15 protein-coding genes and 1 tRNA gene are annotated in these 19498 nt (G+C 53.8%); 11 read left to right on the top strand and 5 right to left on the bottom strand.

Annotation, left to right across the window (positions count from 1 at the left end; genetic code table 11):
• Positions 1 to 73 precede the first annotated feature (73 nt).
• The 10 genes from GA0071314_RS19885 to GA0071314_RS09670 all read left to right on the top strand — a co-directional run bounded on the left by GA0071314_RS19885 (position 74) and on the right by GA0071314_RS09670 (position 10810).
• On the top strand, positions 74 to 544 hold the full coding sequence (locus GA0071314_RS19885) for a pilin (RefSeq protein ID WP_074396450.1): 471 nt from the start codon (positions 74 to 76) through the stop codon (positions 542 to 544).
• An 85-nt stretch (positions 545 to 629) separates the two neighbouring features.
• Complete coding sequence (locus tag GA0071314_RS19760) at positions 630 to 1127, top strand: pilin (RefSeq protein WP_074396449.1); 498 nt, start codon at positions 630 to 632, stop codon at positions 1125 to 1127.
• Between the two features lie 136 nt (positions 1128 to 1263).
• Positions 1264 to 1716 carry an anti-virulence regulator CigR family protein gene (locus GA0071314_RS09705; RefSeq protein ID WP_074396448.1) on the top strand — a complete coding sequence of 151 codons (453 nt, stop codon included), beginning with the start codon at positions 1264 to 1266 and terminating at the stop codon, positions 1714 to 1716.
• 25 nt (positions 1717 to 1741) lie between these two features.
• Entirely contained in the window at positions 1742 to 2560 is an 819-nt protein-coding gene (locus GA0071314_RS09700; RefSeq protein WP_074396447.1) for an inositol monophosphatase family protein, read from the top strand.
• 126 nt (positions 2561 to 2686) lie between these two features.
• A tRNA-Pro gene (locus tag GA0071314_RS09695) sits at positions 2687 to 2763 on the top strand.
• A gap of 665 nt (positions 2764 to 3428) precedes the next feature.
• Complete coding sequence (locus GA0071314_RS09690) at positions 3429 to 4877, top strand: YfcC family protein (protein ID WP_231896436.1); 1449 nt, start codon at positions 3429 to 3431, stop codon at positions 4875 to 4877.
• A 23-nt stretch (positions 4878 to 4900) separates the two neighbouring features.
• Positions 4901 to 6130 carry an arginine deiminase gene (locus GA0071314_RS09685; protein ID WP_074396445.1) on the top strand — a complete coding sequence of 410 codons (1230 nt, stop codon included), beginning with the start codon at positions 4901 to 4903 and terminating at the stop codon, positions 6128 to 6130.
• Between the two features lie 17 nt (positions 6131 to 6147).
• Complete coding sequence (gene argF / locus GA0071314_RS09680) at positions 6148 to 7149, top strand: ornithine carbamoyltransferase (RefSeq protein ID WP_074396444.1); 1002 nt, start codon at positions 6148 to 6150, stop codon at positions 7147 to 7149.
• 15 nt (positions 7150 to 7164) lie between these two features.
• A complete protein-coding gene (arcC, locus tag GA0071314_RS09675; RefSeq protein ID WP_074396443.1) occupies positions 7165 to 8070 on the top strand; it encodes a carbamate kinase in 906 nt (301 codons plus the stop codon).
• Positions 8021 to 10810, top strand: coding sequence for a cation-translocating P-type ATPase (locus GA0071314_RS09670; RefSeq protein ID WP_082934232.1), 2790 nt, complete (start codon positions 8021 to 8023; stop codon positions 10808 to 10810). Before arcC ends, GA0071314_RS09670 begins: the two co-directional genes overlap by 50 nt.
• Before the next feature lie 862 nt (positions 10811 to 11672).
• Here the strand turns inward: GA0071314_RS09670 and GA0071314_RS09665 are convergent.
• The 3 genes from GA0071314_RS09665 to ppnN all read right to left on the bottom strand — a co-directional run bounded on the left by GA0071314_RS09665 (position 11673) and on the right by ppnN (position 14875).
• Positions 11673 to 12974, bottom strand: a complete 1302-nt coding sequence (locus GA0071314_RS09665; protein ID WP_074396442.1) for an MFS transporter — start codon at positions 12972 to 12974, stop codon at positions 11673 to 11675.
• Between the two features lie 234 nt (positions 12975 to 13208).
• Positions 13209 to 13409, bottom strand: coding sequence for a hypothetical protein (locus tag GA0071314_RS09660; protein ID WP_074396441.1), 201 nt, complete (start codon positions 13407 to 13409; stop codon positions 13209 to 13211).
• An 83-nt stretch (positions 13410 to 13492) separates the two neighbouring features.
• Complete coding sequence (gene ppnN / locus GA0071314_RS09655; RefSeq protein WP_074396440.1) at positions 13493 to 14875, bottom strand: nucleotide 5'-monophosphate nucleosidase PpnN; 1383 nt, start codon at positions 14873 to 14875, stop codon at positions 13493 to 13495.
• Between the two features lie 128 nt (positions 14876 to 15003).
• Here ppnN and GA0071314_RS09650 point away from each other — a divergent pair, with 128 nt between their 5' ends.
• Positions 15004 to 15894 carry a LysR family transcriptional regulator gene (locus GA0071314_RS09650; RefSeq protein WP_074398498.1) on the top strand — a complete coding sequence of 297 codons (891 nt, stop codon included), beginning with the start codon at positions 15004 to 15006 and terminating at the stop codon, positions 15892 to 15894.
• A gap of 52 nt (positions 15895 to 15946) precedes the next feature.
• Here the strand turns inward: GA0071314_RS09650 and gcvP are convergent, their stop codons facing one another.
• On the bottom strand, positions 15947 to 18844 hold the full coding sequence (gcvP, locus tag GA0071314_RS09645) for an aminomethyl-transferring glycine dehydrogenase (RefSeq protein ID WP_074396439.1): 2898 nt from the start codon (positions 18842 to 18844) through the stop codon (positions 15947 to 15949).
• A gap of 75 nt (positions 18845 to 18919) precedes the next feature.
• Positions 18920 to 19309: a glycine cleavage system protein GcvH gene (gene gcvH / locus GA0071314_RS09640; RefSeq protein ID WP_074396438.1), complete on the bottom strand. Its 390-nt coding sequence runs from the start codon at positions 19307 to 19309 to the stop codon at positions 18920 to 18922.
• Between the last annotated feature and the right edge of the window lie 189 nt (positions 19310 to 19498).

Here is a 19498-nt window from a genome sequence, read left to right as displayed (position 1 = left end):
ATGTCATTAAGCCTTCACCCAATTGTGATGCCCAGCGCCGACGCTGAGTACGATTCCCCAAGGAGACGACTCCATGCAGCATTCTGCACAACCGGCAGTAGGTAACAAAAAACAGGGCGGTTTTACGCTGATTGAGCTAATGATCGTGGTGGCGATTATCGGCGTACTGGCGTCCATTGCCGTCCCGCAATATCAGAACTACACCGCCCGCGCCCAGGCAAGTGAAGGACTGTCGGTGACGGCAGGCATGCGCGCAGATATTGCTGAGCAATACTCACTTCAGGGAGATATGCCATCAACTGATGATGTCGATGACTTAGTCGAAGCCGACGATGAGCCAGCAGGTAGATATGTGCAAAATGCTTCATATGCATTCGAAGAGGATACTGGCACTATCACTGTAACGTTTGAAACGGATAGTGCATTAGAAGGCGGCACTATGCTTCTGGAAACCGAAGATCCCCAAGAAGGGTGGGTATGCAGCGGTGGTGATGGAGAAAATGCTATAGCTGATAATCGTATTCCTGCGGGATGTAAAGACTAATTTTATTACCAAACGCAAACTGTTGGGGCCTTAATGGCCCCAATTTATATAGTGACGACCAAGACCGCCCTTAGAGGGATGGAACGTGAAGAAAATCCAGCAAGGCTTTACGCTAATCGAGCTAATGATTGTGGTCGCCATTATCGGAGTACTGGCCTCTATCGCCATTCCTCAGTATCAGAACTATACCGCCCGTGCCCAGGTATCTGAGGCATTTAATCTGGCATCGGCGTATAAAACGACCATGAGTGAGTTTTATTCGGTACGAGGCCGCTTCCCCGATAGTAATGAGGAGGCTGGTCTGCCTGAAGATAGCGATAGGAGCGGAAACGGAGGGGAGATCAATAACGACAGTTTTGTGGCCTATATTGGCATCTGGCCTGGCGAAGAAAATTACGATGCCCGTGTTGTTATGGAGATGAGTGACAATTCCAACAGCGCTATTGCGGGTAAATGGGTGGTGATGGAGTCTACGGCTTCAGAGGGTTCTCTTCAGTGGTCTTGTCGAACCACTACTGGGGCAGGCAATGCGCTTGACGAAAAATATTTGCCGGGTTCCTGCCGTGATGAGAAAGAGCTTTAAGCTTTCCAAGTAAGCCAGCTTTTTTGCAGAGGAGTCGTTTAGATATTTTGATGTCTGCAATATGCTCGTTGTTTGCTCATTCCCTGCGCATTCGCTCGTTACACTGTAGGTTCTAAGCCCATACGAGGAGCTTACAGTGAATCCTTTCAAAATCGTTTTTGTTGGTGGCGTGGCCGCCCTGGTGCTCAGTAGCGCGGCGTTTGCTCAGCCTGATCATGCCCCGGCGCATGGTGCTCGGGATAAACAGCATCAGCAAGGCCAGCATCAAGAGCACCGTCAGCGGTCATCCGACCATCGCGGTGAGCGTGATTACCGTGACGATCAGCCGCGCATTGAAGAGCGCGCACTTCAGCGCTTGCTGCGTGAGTATGGTGCGCCCCGAGCTGAGTCGCTGCCGCCCGGCATTGAGCGTAACCTGGCGCGTGGCAAGCCGTTGCCGCCGGGTATCGCCAAGCGCTTTGACGGCTCTTTAGCCAATCAGCTTCCCGATTATCCGGGTTATGAATGGCAGCGAGTGGGCGCCGATGTAGTGCTGATTGATGCGGCTACTCGTGTGGTTGTCGATATCCTGGTGGATGCTCTACGCTAACGTCTCATCCACTAATGGAGTTGCTATGTCGGCCTATACGCTCAAAGAGCGCCTGGAAATTGCCCGGTCGATTGCCGAACAGGCGGGGCAAATGATTATCGAGGCACGCCAAAACCAGTCATTTGGTCGGCACTTAAAAGCAGGTGATGAGCTAGTAACGGATGCCGATATAGCGGTAGATCGCTTTATCAGCAAGCAGTTAGCCTTGCATTTTCCTGACGAGACCCGTCTAAGTGAAGAGCTATCCCCCGACCAGGCGTTCAACGTCAGTACACCGCAGCTATGGGTCGTCGATCCGATTGATGGCACGGTTAATTTTGCCCAGGGGCTACGCCATGTGGCGGTCTCGATAGGCTGGCTGGAGAACGGGGTGGCGAAAATCGGCGTCGTCCACGCGCCGTTTTTGAATGAAACCTTTACCGCGGCCGATGGGTTTGGGGCATATTGCAATGATAAGCCGATCGCTCCCAGTGAAGCCCGTGAGCTAGCGCATAGCCTTGTGGCGACCGGTTTTCCGTACCAGCGTGAGGCTCGCGATGCCCTGTTGCCTCGCCTAGCCGCCGTATTGGCTAACTGCCGAGACATGCGTCGCAATGGGGCGGCCGCTCTGGATATTTGTGACGTCGCCTGCGGCCGCTTGGACGCTTACTATGAAAGCGTTTCGCCTTGGGATTTCGTTGCAGGCTGGGTGATTGCCCGCGAGGCGGGTGCACGTATTGGTCATCTTTACGACGTACCTGATGACGTGCCCGAGGATCTTTACTCCAAGCACTTGCTCGTCAGCGCACCCGCCATTTATTCCGCGATGGCTAATTTACTACGCGACGCAGATAGCCATGCGTAGGGCGTATTTATGAATCTTTATGGAAGACAAGCACTTGAAAAGAAAGCGCAAAAAGAGCTTTTCATTTGTTCGATAAAACGCTAGTATACGCACCGTCTTGAGGCAAGAATCGTATGCTGAGACGTACGGAGCGTGGCGCAGCTTGGTAGCGCGTTGCAATGGGGTTGCAAAGGTCGCAGGTTCGAATCCTGTCGCTCCGACCAAAATATATAAAAGTGGCCACTTAGCTCATTGCTACAGTGGCCGTTTTTATGTGTGCTTGTTGCTAGGTGACAAGCGTACGAAACACCTAGTTGGAACGGTTCCTTTTCGGTCTTTAAGACATCACTTCAAGTATCGAATGTAAAGCTGTCTAATTGCGAATCTGGATGAGTTACGCCCAACTATCTGCTATCACGCTTGTTCTAATTACGCTCAAAGTTCGTAATATCCTCCCACTGCCCAGTCGTCACGCTCGGCCTGCCCCAAGAATTGGAGCCTGGGGTGCCAGTACGGTTCGGTGCCGCATTTTATCCTATCTCGGGAGAAAAGGTTTTTCTCTTCTTGCTCCTTATGTTTCTTAGCGCACAGAACCCATTAGATTGCCAGTCTAGTGTTCCTAATTAAGAAGCACTGCGACAAGCGATCGGCTATCAGATTCCCGGTTCGACTGTTCTTACGATGACGGAAGACAAGCCTACCGGGACGATTGGAGAAGTTGAGCACGAATAATAGGACCACATTGAAGTAGGTAGGTGCGTCCTGGAAGCTGATAGCCGATTGCTCCGTGTTTTGGTCGACCCAATACTGGAATTCCAGTGCTAGACTTGATTTGAAGTTCCAGGAGAGAGCTTGTCTGCACAATGCGATTATGGACTGGAGACATATCGTGGCTGAAGATCCAAAAGCGTCAGTAAACTTAGAAAACAACCTAGCTTCGCGCTTCCCCACGGCTTACACCATTCTTTTTTGTCTGATTATGCTGATTGCTGCTCTGACCTGGATTATCCCGGCAGGGCAGTATGAACGGACTATGAATGAAGAGGTCGGTCGTGAAGTGGCAGTGCCAGGTACCTATCAAACCGTTGATCCCAATCCTCAGGGATTTGTTGAGGTCATGCTGGCCCCAACCGCCGGATTCTACGATCCCGAGAGTTACGCTGCGAATGCCATTGATGTCGCACTATTTGTGCTGTTCTTAGGGGGCTTTCTCGGCGTGATGAATGCAACCGGTGCCATTGATACCGGCATTCGTAGCGCTATGCGCCACCTAAAGGGGCATGAAATCTGGATGATTCCTATCCTGATGACGTTGTTTGCACTAGGCGGAACAACCTATGGGATGGCTGAAGAAACTCTTGCTTTCTACGCCATTCTTGTTCCCGTCATACTCGCGGCCGGATACGACGCGGTGACCGGTGTCGCTATCATTTTGGTTGGCGCGGGGATAGGCGTACTGGGCTCCACTATCAATCCTTTCGCCACCGTTATTGCGGCTAATGCTGCAGGCATCCCGTTTACCGATGGTATCGTGCTGCGTTTTATTCTGCTTATTGGCGGTCTGCTGATCTGCATTGCCTATGTCATGCGGTATGCCCACCGCGTTAAAGCAGACCCGTCCCGCTCGGTGGTTGCAAAACAGTGGGACGCCCACCGCAAACTGTTCATACAGGGACATGATGAAAATACCCATAGCGCTAGACTCACCAAGACTCAGATCATTTCGCTGATTATCTTTGGGCTGGCCTTTGTTGTCATGATCTGGGGTGTTTCGTCCCAGGGGTGGTGGATGGCGCAAATGGGCGCTTTGTTTTTTGGTGCCGCTATTGTTATTGGCATCATTGCCCGACTGGGTGAAAAGAAACTGACCGGCAGCTTTGTGGATGGTGCCCGAGATCTTCTCGGTGTTGCTCTGGTGGTTGGGCTAGCCCGTGGCATTGTGGTGATCATGGAGCAGGGCATGATTGCCGATACCATCCTCCACAGCGCAGAAGCATCGCTAGGCGGTCTGCCAGAGCTCGCTTTCATCAATCTCATGTTCTGGATTGAGATCGGCATGAGCTTTTTTGTGCCATCGTCCTCCGGGCTGGCTGTTCTTTCCATGCCGATTCTGGCACCGCTCGCCGATTTTGCGGACGTGGGACGAGATCTCGTGGTGACGGCCTACCAGTCAGCGAACGGTCTTGTAAATCTGATCAATCCCACTTTTGCAGTTGTAGTTGGTGGCCTTGCCATCGGGCGGGTGTCTTACGATCGCTGGCTCGCCTTTATCTGGCCTCTGCTGCTCATCCTAACCGTGTTTATCACCGTGATTATCAGCGTCGGAACTATGCTGTGACGCTTGGAAAAAGGACGTTTGCCATGTCTGGACAAAGCATTGGAGTGCACTCTGAAACCGGGATCCTGCGCCAGGTCATTGTCTGTCGGCCTGGCTTGGCCCACCGTCGGTTAACGCCCTCGAACTGCGATTCCCTGCTTTTTGATGATGTGTTCTGGGTAAAGCAGGCCCAGAAAGACCACGATGTATTTACCGATCTGATGCGGAGCCGCGGCATTGATGTTCTAGATGTTAATGACCTTCTGGCAGAAACGCTGGAAATTACGGAGGGTCGCGCATGGGTTCTGGGCCATCGTATCAACTGGAACTACATCGGCGTTGGCATGGTATCGGACCTTCAGGCCTGGATGAATGAACTGCCTGGTAAAGATCTGGCCGAATTCCTGATTGGCGGCCTGGAGGTCGGGGATCTTCCTTTTGACCCGACTGGGCTGTTTGGTAACCATCTTGGGCATTTCGGATTCGTGTTGCCCCCGCTGCCCAACTTTCTTTTCACCCGGGACAACAGTGCCTGGGTTTACGACGGGGTAACACTGAACCCCATGTATTGGGCAGCCCGAAAGCCGGAGACCCTTTTGATGAACGCCATCTACAAGTTTCATCCGAAATTTGCGGGCAAAGTGAAAGTACATTGGGGGGACCCCCTGAAAGACCATGGTCTGGCCACTCTGGAGGGGGGAGATATCATGCCTCTGGGTAATCGCACGGTCCTGGTGGGTATGGGCGAAAGATCCTCCCCTCAAGGCATTGGCCAGCTGTCAAAAGCACTGTTCGACGACGGTACGGTAGAACGAGTTATTGCCTGTCAGTTGCCAAAAAACCGCTCAGCAATGCACCTGGATACGGTATTTACCTTTTGTGGCGGAAACGTTGTGACCGCTTTCACGGAGGTGGCAGATGCGGTGGTCTGCTATGACCTGAGGCCGGGCGAGGGCGCCAAAACATTGGCCTTCATACAGGATTCCCGCCACCTGTTTGAAGTAGTTGCCGAGGTTCTCGGATTCCCGACGCTGGAGGTTGTGCCAACAGGCGGCAATAGCCCGCAAGAGCGTGAGCGGGAGCAATGGAACGATGGTAACAACGTGCTGGCGCTGAGCCCCGGGGTAGTTGTCGGTTATGACCGTAATGACGACACCAACGCCGCCCTGGGAGCGGCCGGCATAGAAGTGCTGGCTATTCCTGGTGCTGAACTGGGCCGCGGCAGGGGCGGCGGACGCTGCATGAGCTGCCCAACCATCAGGGATGCTGTCTGACAGTAAAGGAGAAGTACATGGCTTTTAACCTCAAGAATCGTCATTTCCTGACGCTACGGGACTTTACTCCCCGTGAGATAAGTTTTTTGCTCAAGCTTTCTGCCGACCTGAAAACTGCCAAGTACGCCGGCACAGAAGTACCGCAGTTACAAGGCAAAGACATTGCGCTGATCTTCGAAAAAAACTCCACCCGAACCAGGGTGGGATTTGAAGTTGCAGCGTTTGATCAGGGAGCCCGGGTGACCTACCTGGGGCCAACAGGTACTCATATTGGCCATAAAGAGTCGGTGAAAGACACTGCACGGGTGCTAGGCCGGGTGTATGACGCAATAGAGTACCGAGGGTTTGGCCAGTCGGTGGTTGAGGAGCTGGCCAAGTTCGCTGGCGTGCCCGTTTATAATGGCCTGACCAACGAATTCCACCCTACTCAGATACTGGCCGACTTCCTGACCATGCAGGAAAACGTTGAAAAGCCGCTGCGGGACGTAGCGTTTGTGTTCATCGGCGACGCCGCAAATAACATGGGCGACAGCCTGCTGATCGGGGGTGCGAAGATGGGTATGGATGTCCGTATGTGTGCCCCTAAAGCTTGCTGGCCAAGCGAGGCAATTCAGAAGGAAGCCCAGGCCATTGCCACTGACACCGGCGCGAGGATCATGATCACTGAAGACACTGATGCCGCTGTCGCGGGCGTGGATTTCGTCTATACCGACGTGTGGGTGTCAATGGGTGAGCCTAAGGAAAAGTGGGCGGAACGGATCAAGCTGCTTCAGCCTTATCAGGTGAATACGGCTCTGATGGAGAAAACCGGTAACCCCAGGGCAAGATTTATGCATTGTCTGCCAGCCTTCCACAACACCGAAACCACTGTCGGGAAGGAGATGGAGGCGGAGTTCAAGATTAATGCCATGGAAGTTACTGATGAAGTCTTCGAAAGCCCCGCTTCAATCGTATTTGATCAGGCGGAGAACCGAATGCATACCATCAAGGCGGTTCTCGTTGCCACTCTTGGAAGCTGATAGGGAGAGTCACACATGCTGGTAGTTGCAGCTCTGGGCGGCAATGCCCTGTTGCGTCGCGGTGAACCACTGACCGCTGAGGCTCAACGAGCAAATGTGAAGGTTGCCGCCGAATCACTGGCCAAAATCGTCCGGGCAGGCCATCAGCTGGTGATCACTCATGGCAACGGCCCGCAGGTAGGCCTGCTGGCGCTGCAGGGTGCGGCTTACAAATCTGAAGAAGCCTATCCATTGGACGTGCTTGGCGCCGAAACCGAAGGCATGATTGGGTATGTCATCGAACAGGAGCTGGAAAATGCTCTTGAACATGACCGGCCGGTAGCAACTCTGCTTACCCAGGTAGTGGTAGACAAGGACGATCCTGCTTTCAGCAAACCCACGAAATTTATCGGTCCAGTGTATGGCAGAGAAGAGGCCGAAGCCAGAGCTGAAGCGGCAGGTTGGAAGATAGCTCAGGACGGTGATAAGTGGCGGCGAGTCGTGCCCTCGCCCAAACCTTTGGAGATACCCGACATGCGGGTGCTGAAACTGCTGCTGGAGCAGGGCGTTGTGGTGATCTGCGCAGGGGGCGGGGGCATTCCCGTTCTTCGCCTTGATGATGGCAGCATGATCGGCGTGGAAGCTGTGATCGATAAAGATGCTGCGAGCGCACTGCTGGCCCGCCAACTGGGTGCCGATGCCTTATTACTCCTCACAGATGTGGATGCCATCTATCGCGATTTCGGAATGGACTCCGCTGAACCGATCAATGAATTAACTCTTGCTGAAGCCAGAGAACTTGACCTGCCGGCCGGCTCAATGGATCCCAAAATGGCGGCAGCGGGCAACTTCGCCGAAAGCGGTGGTGTCAGTGGCATTGGTAGGCTGAGGGATGCTCTCGCAATTCTTGAGCGCCGGGCAGGTACCTGTGTTGTCCGTTGATAACTTACCCGTCCAGTCTCCAGAACAGCACTGGCACACAGTGGATGCCTTCGGTACCAGAGAGCAACTGGAAGCAACAGCGCCTCTTAGTGGTGAGGAAGCCGCCGCGCGACTTGCAGTCTATGGCCCTAATCGTCTTCCGGAAGGAAAGGCAAGCGGGCCCATTGCTAGACTCATTCGCCAGCTCCGCAACTTCCTGATATACGTTCTTTTGGCTGCGTCGGCTATTACAGGGGCACTTGGCCACTGGGTAGATGCTGGGGTCATCATGGCTGTGGTTGTGATCCAGACGCTTGTGGGCTTTATCCAGGAAGGCAAGGCCGAGCAGGCATTGTCCGCCATTGGACACATGCTGGCACCGAAGGCACGTGTAGTCCGTGAGGATGGCCAGCATCAAATTAACGCCGCTGACCTGGTGCCCGGAGACACGGTGCTATTGGAACCCGGCGATCGCGTACCGGCGGATACCCGCCTGGAAAAATGCCATAACTTGAAGATCGAGGAAGCCATCCTTACGGGTGAATCCGTAGCGGTAGAGAAATCCCCGGAACCGGTGGAGAAAGAGGCGGCGCTGGGTGACCAAACCAGCATGGCGTTTTCCGGCACCATGGTATCTACGGGTACCGGGCGTGGCGTGGTGGTTCGCACCGGAGCGTCGACGGAGATTGGTCGTATCTCTGGTCTGTTGGCACGGACCACGTCTCTAAAAACACCCTTGGTAGAACAGATGGACCGCTTTGCCAAAATCTTGTCCATCATTGTGGTCATTGCCGGTGCGGTCATATTTGCCGGGGGGCTGGTCTTCAGTGACCTGCCTTTCCGAGAGCTGTTCATGGCTGTTGTAGGGCTGACGGTGGCCGCTATTCCAGAGGGATTACCGGCCATACTGACCATCACCTTGGCGATAGGTGTCCGCCAGATGGCTAGACGAAAGGCCGTGGTACGTCGAATGCCCGTCCTTGAGTCACTGGGGGCGGTATCAGTAATTTGTTCCGACAAAACCGGCACGCTCACTCGCAATGAAATGGTGGTGACCACAGCAGTGGTGGGCAAGCAGCGACTTGACATAACCGGTGAGGGTTATGAACTGGAGGGGGTCGTAAGCCAGAATAGCAAGCCCGTGGATATCACCGGGGCGCTGGAGGAGCTGGCTCGGGCCGCCGGGCTTTGCAACGATGCCCACCTTGATTTTCGAGAAAAGCAGCCGCGTATTCAGGGCGATCCTATGGAGGCAGCCCTGAAAGTTTTTGCTCACAAGGCGGCGTTTGATATTGAAGGTAGTGCACATGATTGGCCCCGCAGAGATGAAATCCCTTTCGACACCCAGACCCGTTTTATGGCCACTCTTAACCATGATCACCATGGCCACAGCATGGTGTACGTCAAGGGTGCTCCGGAGCGCATCCTGGACATGTGCGAGGTGGAAGTGACAGAAAACGATGGTACCGCTGCCCTTGAGCGTTCTTGGTGGGACCAGATGATTGCCGATTTGGCATCGGATGGATTGAGGGTACTAGCCTTGGCCCGGAAACCCGTTTCCCGAGGCACGGCCGATCTCGCAGTGGAGGATATTGGCACCGGCGTAGAACTTCTGGGCCTAGTGGGGTTGCTGGATCCGCCCCGGCAAGAAGCAATACGCGCCATCTCCGACTGCCATGCGGCGGGTATCCGAGTAAAGATGATTACTGGGGATCATGCTCTGACGGCGGGGGCCATTGCGAGAAGACTGGGGCTGCGTAACAGCGAGCGTGTTTTGACCGGAATGGATTTGGATGATCTCACCACTGATGAGTTGCAACAACTAGTGACTGAAGTAGATGTGTTCGCGCGCACTAGCCCGGAGCATAAACTGAGATTGGTCGAAGCCCTCCAGGCACAGCATGGGGTTGTTGCCATGACCGGAGACGGTGTCAATGACGCCCCGGCCCTGAAGCGGGCCGATGTGGGAATTGCCATGGGTGTGAAGGGATCAGAAGCAGCGCGTGAGGCCTCATCCGTGGTATTGCTGGACGATAATTTTGCCAGCATAGTTGCGGCCATTCGCGAGGGGCGATCGGTTTATACTAATTTGAAAAAGGGCATTGCGTTCATGCTGCCAATTAATGGCGGTGAGTCCATCAGCCTTATCATCGCTTTATTACTGGGACTCGCGTTACCGATTTCGCCGCTGCAGATTCTCTGGGTCAACATGGTCAGCGCTGTTGTATTGGCAATGACCCTGGCTTTTGAGCCACCAGAACCGGATGTCATGAAACGCCCGCCCCTGCCGAGAGAACAGTCCTTGCTGCAAGGCTTCTTGATCTGGCGGGTAATTTTCGTGTCACTACTGTTTCTAACAGGCATTTTCGGCGCCTGGTTCTTTGCCATGCACCACTATGACGACCAAAGTATAGCTCGCACCCTGGCCGTCAATACTTTAGTAGCCATGGAGGTGTTTTATCTGTTCGCTGTGCGCTATCTCGACACACCGTCTATTACGCTTCGTGGTGTTTTGGGCACTCCTATTGTATTACTTGCAGTAGCGGCAATCGTAGTTTTGCAACTTCTGTTTACTTATTTGCCTTGGTTCCATAACACTTTTGAAACTAGTGCCTTATCCCTGGAAATGCTGGTCTTAGCTTGTCTAGCCGGAGTGGCGGTGCTGGTGATTTTGGAAATCGAAACCTGGGTTCGCAGGCGCCTATGGCCGGTCAGGTTAAACGAGCATGCGAATGCACCAACTAAAGCGCATGTAAAATAAAATTAGACTTGAGGCATTAATGTTTTAGCATGCCTGAGAATTGATCCGAGGGTTCGAAGTGCCGCTCAACCAGTGCATTGTCACGATTTATGTCGGACACAAAAGCAGATAGATTACGTTTTCCGGTTTGGGCTCCGCACAAGCCTAATTGTGCTGCCTGTTAAGGTGCTTAATTGAGAAAGCGTTCTCTTGGGTCGAATGAGCATGGTGATGGAATGTTGAAATGCTTCGTACTTTCAGTTCTCTTGCTAAGCCAAAAGCATAAGGCAGACTGACAGCTGGTCGACCATCAGTGCAATATCAGAGGTTTCGATGATCGTTGTTAAGCAGTTCGCTTACAAGGCGATTCTAATATAGACCTGGGCTAGGGTGGGGTGACGTTGACGCTTTCACCGTTCAGGGCCAAGGTGCGCTTAAATTGGCAGCCCTTGATTATACTTTGTATGCCAGCTCGTCGTGCTCGTGCCGGCTGATGCACTCACTTCTACGTAACATTCCCGCCGACATCTCCCCCTGATTGATAAGCTGCTCAAGCGCTTTGCCGGTTAGCTTCATTTTCCCGTGGTTTCCATGCTTGGTCTCTTATTTTCTAGGTAGCAAATAGGTAGCAGGAGCTGAATATAATAGGGTACAGAGGGAAACAATGGGAAAACTATAATTCATGATTAATTTAATATTTTCAATATTTTAATGTTGCTTCTTGTTTCTGTTAGTTCCTGCTTAAATTTGGGGTAAACGGAATGGGGTTGCAAAAGTCGCAGGTTCGAATCCTGTCGCTCCGACCAAAATATATAAAAGTGGCCACTAGCTAATAAAGCAAGTGGCCTTTTTTATGGGGGAAGTATAACGCTCAGCGCAACTGTTAGCGTTGTTCCTGGGGAGATGCTTCCTCTTCGTTCTCGACCGGTTCGAGGGGGTTACCATCCTCGTCAAGGAATTGGTGGTCGTATGCTGCCTGAAGGCCTGTTTCTTCGGGCTCTCCCTCTTGCGGCTCGTCGTCTTCTGTCAAATAGTCAATGTGGCCTGGATAGATAGGTGAGAGCACCGCCATCAGAATGCCGATGACGCAGAATATTGAAAAAGCATCGGCATAGCCGAACTCGCCGACCAGCATGCCGACCACTGGAGAGCCGGCGGCCTGTCCCAGCGCGCAGGCCATGAAAGGCAGTACCGGGCCCATTGATGGGCGGCCCGGCAATAGGCGGATGCCGGTCATCAGATACAACCCTGTCAAACTCATGTAGGCAAGGCCGAATATCAAAGCGGAAAACATCGCCAGGGCCAACTCGTCAGGGCTGGCGGCCAGTAGCACAAGGCTCGACGACAGCATCATAAGCATCAATGCTTGCGTAATGGGAGGATTATTTCGATCAGCTAAATCGCTGATCACAGCACCTCCAAGACCGGCAATGCCGGCTGCAAACCATAGCCAGCCTGTAAAGGCGGAAGGCAACTCGCCCAGCTTAACCACTAGGTCCGGAGCGAAAATCCAGTACGGCGCAGACACAAAACCCATCGCGAAGGCGAACAGCGAAAGCCGGGTAAGGCGCGACCACTGCTGCCGAGTCACGGGCGGTGGGGGAGCCGCGTTGGCGGGAATAACCCGTGAGACCGAGGGGATAAAAAACCATGCTGCCACGACTCCCGTGCCTGCCAGTACGGCAAAGGTTGTGTAGGTAAAACGCCATGCATCTGCAAGAAACACGACGGTGGGCACCGCCACGATGATGCCGATACTGGTGCCGGCGTTCATAATCGAGCTAACGCGCCCGTGCATCGAACGGCTAACCATTACCTGCATGGCGGAGGTAAGCGCCGGCATCATCAAACCCGTACAGATGCCGCAAATAAACACACCAATAGACAGCGATAGGGCGTCTGAGGACCGGCTTATCAGTGCAAGGCCGCCAACACCCAAACACCCCGAGAGCATCGCCAGGTTGCGAGCCCCGAGGCGATTAGCGGCAAGCGGTGCCACCATCGTGGCAAGCACGAAACTGACAAATGGCAATGCGCCGATGATGCCGACGACATATGCTGACAGATCCAACTCGTTACTGATGGACGGCACGAACAAGCCAAACGCAAAGCGCGCAAGTCCGTAACTGATTGCAACGAGAGCGGCCCCAAAGAGGGCAAACCCCATATTTGATAAAGGCTTCATACAGGCCTCCAGCGTTGCGTTTGGCTGAACTCTAATTGGCCGGTGAATTGTCTCAGTGACATCGCTGATGAGCAATGCAATAAGACTTCTTTGTGTATGGGGAGAAGTAGATCCGGAAAAGCTAGGCTTAAGCTGAATCATAATGCCGCCAGATTTTATTCTCAGGCGGCATTATGGGTATGCGGCATATTTCATGTGCAGATAATAAGCCTTGTAGACTTATTATCTTTGGCATTAGCCTTGCGACTGATGATCGGCGAGGGCGGCGGCAACCGCTTCTTCCCACTCTCCTTCGCTAATGCCCCAGTGCTTCATTTCAGCTTGATCGGGGCTTCCTTTGGCGGCAGTTTCGAGCTCATCTTTCGAATGCCTTTCAAAACAATGCTTGGCGAACGCCTTGGTTTTGCCATCACTTAACTGATTAATCATGTCCATATTGATCTCCTATCCGTGGTGAACCCTAAATGGCTAATCAGACTAGCCTAGTGTAGCGGGTTGGCGGTGTTTTGCCCGCCCTGTCACGTCAAAACGTAACAAGGAGTGTAATCCTGCCCGTCGAGTTTCATCCGCCCCTGCGCTACAAACGAGCTTAGCAGTTCATCTAAACGCAGCATAAGCTCAGGCTCGGCATTAAGCACGAAAGGGCCGTGTGCCTCTATGGCGCGGATACCTTGCTCTTTGACGTTACCCGCAACGATGCCCGAGAAAGCGCGTCGTAAGTTGGCGGCGAGCTCATGGGTCGGCTGTTGGCGGTGAAGCGCCAAGGCGCGCATGGCATCGTGTGTGGGATCGAAAGGGGCCTGGAAGTCACGGGCAACCGTTAAGCGCCAGTTATAGTAAAAGGCGTCCTGGTGGGTGCGGCGGAATTCGGTGATTTCATCGATGCTTTGGCGCATCTGGCGTGCGACGGCTACCGGGTCGCCGGTGATGATGGTGTAAAAGCGTCGAATGTCTTCGCCAAGGGTATATACCAGAAATTCGTCAATTTTCTCAAAGTAGGCCGCTGAATTGGCCGGACCGGTTAGGATCAGCGGGAACGGCATATCTTGATTCGAGGGATGTAACAGAATACCCAGCAGGTAAAGGATTTCTTCCGCGGTACCGACACCCCCGGGGAAAACAATAATACCGTGGCCCAATCGTACGAACGCCTCAAGGCGTTTTTCGATATCGGGCATGACCACAAGCTCGTTGACGATAGGATTTGGCGCTTCGGCCGCAATGATGCCTGGCTCTGAAATGCCTAGATAGCGGCCATCGCGGCGACGCTGCTTGGCGTGGGCCACGTTGGCGCCTTTCATCGGGCCTTTCATGGCGCCGGGGCCGCAGCCTGTGCAAATATCCAAGTCGCGCAAGCCCAAGTGGTAACCGACGTCTTTAGTGTACTCGTACTCTTCCCGAGAAATGGAGTGGCCGCCCCAGCAAACCACCAGGCTAGGGTCACGGCCAGGTTTGAGCGTGCCCGCTTTGCGTAAAATATGAAACACCGCGTTAGTGGTACCTTCGGCGGTGGTGAGGTCAAAACGATCGTGGCGTTGGATTTCGTTGTAAATATAAACGATATCGCGGATTACCGATGAAAGGTGTTCCCGAATACCGCGAATCATGCGCCCATCAACGAAGGCTTCGGCGGGCGCATTGGTCAATTTTAAACGAATGCCACGATCCTGCTGAAGCACTTCAATATCAAAGTCTTTATAGGCTTCTAAAATTGCTAAGCTGTCGTCAGTCGGACTACCGCAGTTAAGCACGGCTAATGCGCAGCGCCTAAGTAAATCATGCAGTCCGCTTTTTGACGTGCGGTGCAGTCGATTGACTTCGTGTTGTGAGAGAACTTCAAGGCTGCCTTCAGGCGAGATAATGCTGGAAATAGTGTCGCGCGGTTGAGCGTTGTGGGTCATTAGTGGTGCAGTTCCTGACGGTGTGAGGTCTTATCGCATACTATCACGCTCCTTAAGTAGGTACACCGTCAGAGCCCTGCGGGCAGTATGATATGATAAGTACCATTGCTAACCCGATGATGCCCAACATGTTTAATGCGCAATATTTTCGAACGTACATCACCTTAGTAGAAACTGGCAGTTTTACACGCACGGCGCAGCGGCTTGATATGACGCAGCCGGGGGTGAGCCAGCATATTCGCAAGTTGGAGCGTTATTTAAATAAGACCTTATTAGAACGGCGTGGCCGAAGTTTTACGTTAACCGAGTCGGGACGCCGTGCTTACGACTATGCGTTAAAACTATTTGCTGAGCACGAGCAATTTCGTCACGCGTTAGATGACGATTTGCTGGATAGCGGCGAATGCCGTATTGCGTCACCGGGTAGCGTTGGCCTGATGTTTTACCCTTATATCTTGGGCCAGCAGCAAAGGCATCCCAATTTAACCGTTAGCTATAGTTTCGCGTTTAACCACGAGATCGTAAATGATTTATTAGAAGGACGTTACGATATCGGGATCGTCACCGAAGCAGTCAATCATCCAGATTTGGCATGCCAAATCTGGCACCAGGAACCGCTGTGTTTGGTCGTGCCTGCTGATTTTGCCGAAGGTACACTTTCGGACCTAATGGGCATTGGGTTTCTTAACTATTACGATGGCATCAATCACGCCAACGCCCTATTGCGCGCCAACTATCCCGATGATTTTCGATCGATGACGCATTTCCGGCACCAGGGCTTCACTAATGAAGTCAGCATGGTATTGGATGCCGTTGCGCGGGGGCTGGGTTTTACGGTGGTGTCTCGCCTGGTGCTTGAGACATCCCCCTGGCAGCGCCAGGTGAAGGCGCTTAACCTTCCCAATACGGTTAATGAAGTATTGTATTTACTGCGGCGGCAAGATTCCGTGCTTCCCAAGCGGTATGAAAAGCTACTCGACGGTTTTCACCAGCAGCGGCTGCAGGAAAAAACGCCCTGAGGCTCGCTGGGATACAGGAAGCCTCAAGGCGGTCAGGCGGCTGAGTGAGCCGTTATTCGTCGCGGTACTCGTCAATTGGGGGGCAAGAGCAAATCAACTGGCGGTCACCAAAGACGTTATCCACTCGATTCACTGCTGGCCAGTATTTCGACGCCTTGACGGCTTCAGTAGGGAAGGCGCCCAGTTCGCGGTTGTAAGGGCGCTGCCATTCGGTGTCGATAATATCGGCCTGGGTGTGCGGCGCATTTACTAGCGGGTTATTGTCCAGCGGCCATTCGCCCTGTTCGACACGAGTAATCTCTTCGCGAATGGCGATCATGGCATCGCAGAATCGATCAATTTCGTAGAGCGATTCCGACTCGGTGGGTTCGATCATCAGCGTGCCCGGCACGGGGAACGACATGGTCGGGGCGTGGAAGCCGTAATCCATCAAGCGCTTGGCGATATCTTCTTCACTGATGCCAGACGCCGCCTTGATTGGGCGAATATCAATGATACATTCATGGGCCACCGTGCCGTTCTGGCCGCGATATAGAATCGGGTAGGCTGCTTCAAGCCGCTTGGCAATATAGTTGGCGTTTAAAATGGCCAGCTCGGTTGCTTCGCGCAGCCCGCGTGCGCCCATCATTTTAATATAGGCCCAGGAAATCGGCAGAATGGAAGCACTGCCAAACGCCGCAGCGGATACGGCGCCGCTCTCTGGATTGACACCGTTGATCGGCGTGACGACATGGTTGGACACGTAGGGCGTCAAATGGGCTTTAACGCCGATGGGCCCCATGCCAGGGCCGCCGCCACCGTGTGGGATGCAGAACGTTTTGTGCAGATTGAGGTGAGACACGTCGCCACCAAAATCGCCGGGCCGCGTTAATCCTACCTGGGCGTTCATGTTGGCCCCGTCGATATACACCTGGCCGCCATTATCGTGAACGATCTGGCAGGCTTCACGCACGCTGGTCTCGAAGACACCGTGAGTGGACGGGTAGGTGAGCATGATGGCGGAGAGCTGCTCGCTGTGCTGTTCTGCCTTCTGGCGCAGGTCCGCCAGGTCGATATTGCCGTTTGCGTCGCATTCGACCACCACCACTTTCATTTGCACCATCGCCGCCGATGCCGGATTGGTGCCGTGGGCGGAGCTGGGTATTAAGCAAACATTACGATGGCCTTCGCCTTGGGCCTCTTGGTAGCGCCGAATTGCCACTAGCCCGGCGTATTCACCTTGAGCACCAGAGTTGGGCTGCATGGAGATATGGTCATAGCCGGTCACTTCGACTAAGAAGGCGGCTAGCTCATCAATCATCTGATGGTAGCCTGCCGCCTGTTCGCGAGGGGCAAACGGGTGAATATGGGCAAAGGCCGGCCAGGAAACGGGAATCATCTCGCTGGTGGCGTTGAGCTTCATGGTGCACGAGCCAAGCGGAATCATCGCGTGTGCAAGCGATAAATCTTTATTTTCCAACCGCTTCAAGTAGCGCAGCATTTCGGTTTCGCTGCGGTAGCGCTTAAACGTCGGGTGGGTCAGGAAATCGCTTTCGCGCTGGTAAGCGCTAGGTATGCCTGAAATACGTTCAGCAACAATCTGTTCGTCAAGGGTGGCGACTGAAAGGCCATGCTCATCGCCAAGTAGTACATCAAAGAGCGTCGCCACATCATGAGCCGTAGTGGTTTCGTCCAGGCTGATGCCTACGTCGCCGTTGGCAAAGTAGTGTAGGTTGATATCGTGGGTCATGGCGCGGCCGTGAATCTTACCTGCGTCTACCTCGGTCAAACGCAGCGTATCGAACCAGGTGTCGTGGCCCAGTCGAACTCCCGACTGCTGAAGGCCATGCGCCAGCAAGGTAGTCAAGCGATGTACGCGCCCGGCAATTTTACGCAGCCCTTCGGCACCATGGTAAGTGGCATAGAAGCCAGCAATATTGGCCAGCAGTGCCTGAGCGGTACAGATGTTCGACGTGGCCTTTTCGCGGCGGATGTGCTGCTCGCGGGTTTGCATCGCCATGCGCAGCGCCGTATTGCCGCGGCTGTCCTTGGACACGCCAATAATCCGGCCAGGAATTGACCGCTTGAGCTTGTCCGACGTGGCAAAAAACGCGGCGTGGGGGCCACCAAAGCCCATGGGAACCCCAAAGCGCTGGGAGTTACCCACCACAATGTCGGCGCCGAGAGCGCCCGGTTCTCTAAGCAGCACCAAGCTTAGCAAGTCGGTGGCGACACAGGTCATGATTGAGCGGTCAGCCGCCGCACGGATCAGCGGTGCCAAATCGCTGATCTCGCCGCTGGCGGTGGGGTACTGCAGTAAAGCGCCAAACACATCATGCTCGGCAACCGAGTCTGCGGGCCCCGTGATCAGTTCAAAGCCAAAAAAGTTGGCGCGGGTCTTCACCACGTCCAGGGTTTGTGCAAAGACATCGTCAGCGACAAAAAATGCATTGGACTTGCTTTTCTTGTTGGCCCGCTTGCACAGCGCCATGGCTTCTGCGGCCGCGGTGGCCTCATCCAGCAGCGACGCATTGGCCAGTTCCATGCCGGTCAAATCCATCACGACCTGCTGGAAATTGAGTAGCCCCTCGAGACGGCCCTGGGAAATTTCCGGCTGATAGGGCGTGTAGGCGGTGTACCAGCCTGGATTTTCCAGCACGTTGCGCTGAATCACCGCGGGCATGTGGGTGCCGTAATACCCCTGGCCGATATAGCTTTTGGCGACCCGGTTTTGACGCGCCAGCTGGCTCAGGTAATCAAGCGCTTCGGCTTCGCTTCTGGAGTCGTCCAGGGCAAGTTCTCGGCCCAGGCGGATGTCGCCCGGAATGGTTTGCTCGATCAGGTCATCCATGCGCTGAAGGTCGAGCGCTTTTAACATTGTGGACGCGTCATCGGCGTTGGGGCCATTGTGACGTTTGATAAAAGCATCGTGGTCAGCCAGTTCGGCTAATCGGCGAGTTTCAAAAGGCATGGAGAAAATTCCGAACGTGATGAGAAAACCGTGCAGGGCTTGGAATTACGCCTGACAAAAGACAGGCGTTAACGGCTAGTCGTCGCTGCTTAGCGTCGCTTGGTAAGCATCGGCATCCATTAGCCCGTCAAGGCTAGGGTCACTTAGACGCACCTTCATGATCCAGCCGCCTTCATAGGGTGCATCGTTGACCGTTTCAGGGGCATCTTCCAGCGCCTCGTTGACTTCGATGACTTCGCCATCAACGGGGGCGTAGAGATCGGAAGCGGCCTTGACCGATTCAATCACACCAAACTCATCGCCTTTGGTCAGCGTAGCGCCAACGTCTGGTAATTCGACAAATACAACATCGCCAAGCGCGGCCTGTGCGTGGTCAGTAATGCCAATGGTGACTGTGCCGTCTTGATGATCAAGTACCCACTCGTGGCTCTCAGCGTAACGAAGATTGGCAGGAAGGTTGCTCATAATGATTCCCTATACGAAACGGATGTGGAGCCGCCATGTTAGCGCTTGTAGTCCACCTTGGCGATGGGCGCTGTTCACGGCAAGCGTTTAGCGGTGCATGGTAACGTGTTTCCGATAGGAAACAAGTTTCTTGATGCCGCCTGCCTCTGCATTTGATCAACCTTGCCAGCAATGAGGATTACGTGGCGA

The sequence above is a fragment of the Halomonas sp. HL-93 genome, from assembly GCF_900086985.1.
Taxonomy (GTDB): Bacteria; Pseudomonadota; Gammaproteobacteria; order Pseudomonadales; family Halomonadaceae; genus Vreelandella.
This window is presented reverse-complemented; position numbering and strand designations above follow the sequence as displayed.

What these genes read in the sequence shown, in the direction of transcription:
- GA0071314_RS19885 (WP_074396450.1), top strand. Translation starts at nt 74, where the DNA reads ATGCAGCATTCTGCACAACCGGCAGTAGGTAACAAAAAACAGGGCGGT.
- GA0071314_RS09700 (WP_074396447.1), top strand. Translation starts at nt 1,742, where the DNA reads ATGTCGGCCTATACGCTCAAAGAGCGCCTGGAAATTGCCCGGTCGATT.
- GA0071314_RS09685 (WP_074396445.1), top strand. Translation starts at nt 4,901, where the DNA reads ATGTCTGGACAAAGCATTGGAGTGCACTCTGAAACCGGGATCCTGCGC.
- argF (WP_074396444.1), top strand. Translation starts at nt 6,148, where the DNA reads ATGGCTTTTAACCTCAAGAATCGTCATTTCCTGACGCTACGGGACTTT.
- arcC (WP_074396443.1), top strand. Translation starts at nt 7,165, where the DNA reads ATGCTGGTAGTTGCAGCTCTGGGCGGCAATGCCCTGTTGCGTCGCGGT.
- GA0071314_RS09670 (WP_082934232.1), top strand. Translation starts at nt 8,021, where the DNA reads ATGCTCTCGCAATTCTTGAGCGCCGGGCAGGTACCTGTGTTGTCCGTT.
- GA0071314_RS09665 (WP_074396442.1), bottom strand. Translation starts at nt 12,974, where the DNA reads ATGAAGCCTTTATCAAATATGGGGTTTGCCCTCTTTGGGGCCGCTCTC.
- GA0071314_RS09660 (WP_074396441.1), bottom strand. Translation starts at nt 13,409, where the DNA reads ATGGACATGATTAATCAGTTAAGTGATGGCAAAACCAAGGCGTTCGCC.
- ppnN (WP_074396440.1), bottom strand. Translation starts at nt 14,875, where the DNA reads ATGACCCACAACGCTCAACCGCGCGACACTATTTCCAGCATTATCTCG.
- GA0071314_RS09650 (WP_074398498.1), top strand. Translation starts at nt 15,004, where the DNA reads ATGTTTAATGCGCAATATTTTCGAACGTACATCACCTTAGTAGAAACT.
- gcvP (WP_074396439.1), bottom strand. Translation starts at nt 18,844, where the DNA reads ATGCCTTTTGAAACTCGCCGATTAGCCGAACTGGCTGACCACGATGCT.
- gcvH (WP_074396438.1), bottom strand. Translation starts at nt 19,309, where the DNA reads ATGAGCAACCTTCCTGCCAATCTTCGTTACGCTGAGAGCCACGAGTGG.